Raw genomic sequence first — 2,176 nt, 5'->3', positions numbered from 1 at the left:
ACCATTCAGGAATGACGGACAACGGGATAATAAAACCATTCAGGGGTGACGACCTCCCTCTTTCCTGAAATCTTTTATCGGGAATCCACGTTTTTGCCTTTTCTTTTTGTTTTTGTCTTTATGTTTTCGTCTTTTCAGGGGGGCTATAAAGGGGCGGCGCCACCTCGTAGTCGATAGAGACATTCAGGTGATAGTTTAGCGGGTTATACTTGCATAGTTTATTTGGTAACTTGTTTTACACAAATAATTAGTGTATAATAATGGTGCATGTTATTACGTTTTAGAGGTGTGCTATGGACAGATTCACAATATCTATTGACTCTGAGCTTCTCAGTGAGGCAATGCGGCTCTCAGGTAAGAAGCGCAAACGAGAAGTGATTGAGCTTGCTCTATGTGAGTTAATAAAGAAACATCGACTAGCTGAACTTCAAGACCTGGCGGGGTCGGGTTTAGTGGACTGGACTCCGGAGGATTTTACCTCCTGGAGAGAAGCGGCAAAAGAGGAAGAGAATGAGTAAAATCCAGCGCCGAGGAGTGTTTATGGATACCTCCATCTGGATCCATTATTTTCGGCCCCGGGGAGATGAAACTATCAAAACTGAAGTGAAGCGCGTCCTTTTAGCTGAGCAAGTTTTCACTTGTTGGGTAGTGAAAGCAGAGCTTTTAGTTGGAGCAAAGGACGAGGAGGCCTTCACCCGTTTGAGTTCTATACTTGAGGCTCTGGAAGAAATTCCCCTCACCCCGGAGGTGTGGTTAGAGGCAGCGCGGCTTGGCTATAACCTGCGTCGTCGAGGGCTGACCGTTCCTCTTCCAGATCTGCTGATTGCCCAGGCTGCTATAGAAGAGAAGCTCCAGCTCTGGCATGCTGATGAGCACTTTGAGCATATCAAAGAGGTTATACCACTCGAAACCAGACCTTTTATAGAATAGGATGCCAGCCGTCATTGCACCCTGAAGTTGTTATTGCGAAACCCTGCCTGGTCACTCATGATGAGAGAAGAGGCTCATAGAGGAGTCCTCCCTGCTATTAATGAGGAGAAAAGGGCAATGAATGGGTTGATAGAAAACAACAGTAAGGAAGATAATAGGGTATCCTTGAGTAATTTGATTTTGAGAGCGAAGGCAAATGTACATGGGAGAGAAAAAACTGGACAGGGAATTAGAATTTCTCAAAAAGGTGATAGCCTAAGAAGTAGAAAAAGCCGGCTTCAAGGTATTTAAAATAATCCTTTTTGGTAGCAGGGCAAGAGGAGATGCCACACAAGAAAGCGATTGGGATCTGCTTGTAATTGTAAATGAAGATATTTCTTTTGATGAATTAAAAAAATTAACAGCAGATATTCAGCTAAGATTGGCAGCCTTGAGTATACCCAATGATGTAACAATAAGAGGAATCAAACAATTTGAGGCATCTAAAACTATAGTAGGAAATATCTCTTATTTTGCTGATAAAGAGGACATCAAAATATGAGGGAAGAAAGAGTGAAAAACTGGATCATCAGAGAACCCCGCTACTGATACTATTTGCTTTCATAGCGAGCAGTGTGTAGAGAAATACCTCAAAGCATATCTCGTTTTAAATGATAAAGAATTTCGAAGGACCCATAATATAGCTGAGATCTTGAGTTTATGTATTAATATAGATCCCTCGTTTGAATATCTGAAAGACCTGAAAGTTCATGAGCTAACTATTTATGCAACAGAGCTGAGATATCCCGAGTTTTTTTATATTCCCTCACTGAAGGAGGCACAAACTGCTGTCGAGATGGCTGAAAAAACCAGAGATTTTGTAAGGAGAGAATTAATAAAAGAGGGTTTAGACTTATAGAGGCAATGGCAGACTAACAGCGTTCTATTCTTCCTGCGCCGATGAGCACGAACAGTTTGATATCGCTCTTCTCTTTTGTCATCACGAGGAGCAGAACAGTCTACAACGTTTTTACCTATTACCTGTGGTAATCTCACTTTTTTTCTTCTGGAGGAATCCTCGCTCCCCGTCATTCCCGAAATCTAGCCGGGAATCCACATCATCCGTCATGCCTGAAATCTTTAATCAGGCATCCAGATATTTTTGTCCTTAAATGATTTAGATTCCTGACAGAACCATTCAGGAATGACAACACGGAGGTCTTTTTCCTCCGTGTTATTTTTGATCTTTTTCTTTTGTCTTTATGTT

Annotated in this window: 2 protein-coding genes and 2 pseudogenes; all 4 read left to right on the top strand. The window is 41.8% G+C overall.

Annotation, left to right across the window (positions count from 1 at the left end; all coding sequences use genetic code 11):
* The first annotated feature begins 293 nt into the window (after positions 1–293).
* On the top strand, positions 294–518 hold the full coding sequence (locus GXZ17_RS02855) for a type II toxin-antitoxin system VapB family antitoxin (protein WP_409375779.1): 225 nt from the start codon (positions 294–296) through the stop codon (positions 516–518).
* Positions 511–930 (top strand): PIN domain nuclease, encoded by a 420-nt coding sequence (locus GXZ17_RS02850; RefSeq protein ID WP_409375778.1) that lies wholly within the window; start codon positions 511–513, stop codon positions 928–930. The genes GXZ17_RS02855 and GXZ17_RS02850 overlap by 8 nt, the downstream gene beginning before the upstream one ends.
* A gap of 289 nt (positions 931–1,219) precedes the next feature.
* Positions 1,220–1,471, top strand: a pseudogene (locus GXZ17_RS02845) (nucleotidyltransferase domain-containing protein); the annotation flags it as partial.
* 42 nt (positions 1,472–1,513) lie between these two features.
* Positions 1,514–1,828 (top strand): annotated as a pseudogene (locus GXZ17_RS02840) (HEPN domain-containing protein); the annotation flags it as partial.
* Between the last annotated feature and the right edge of the window lie 348 nt (positions 1,829–2,176).

Source organism: Candidatus Sordicultor fermentans (assembly GCF_012728195.1).
Taxonomy (GTDB): domain Bacteria; phylum Atribacterota; class Atribacteria; order Atribacterales; family Caldatribacteriaceae; genus Sordicultor; species Sordicultor fermentans.
The sequence above is the reverse complement of the archived record's forward strand: the minus strand, read 5'-3'. Positions and strand labels throughout refer to the sequence as shown.

Coding starts and splice junctions, on each gene's coding strand:
- GXZ17_RS02855 (WP_409375779.1), top strand. CDS start 294: ATGGACAGATTCACAATATCTATTGACTCTGAGCTTCTCAGTGAGGCA.
- GXZ17_RS02850 (WP_409375778.1), top strand. CDS start 511: ATGAGTAAAATCCAGCGCCGAGGAGTGTTTATGGATACCTCCATCTGG.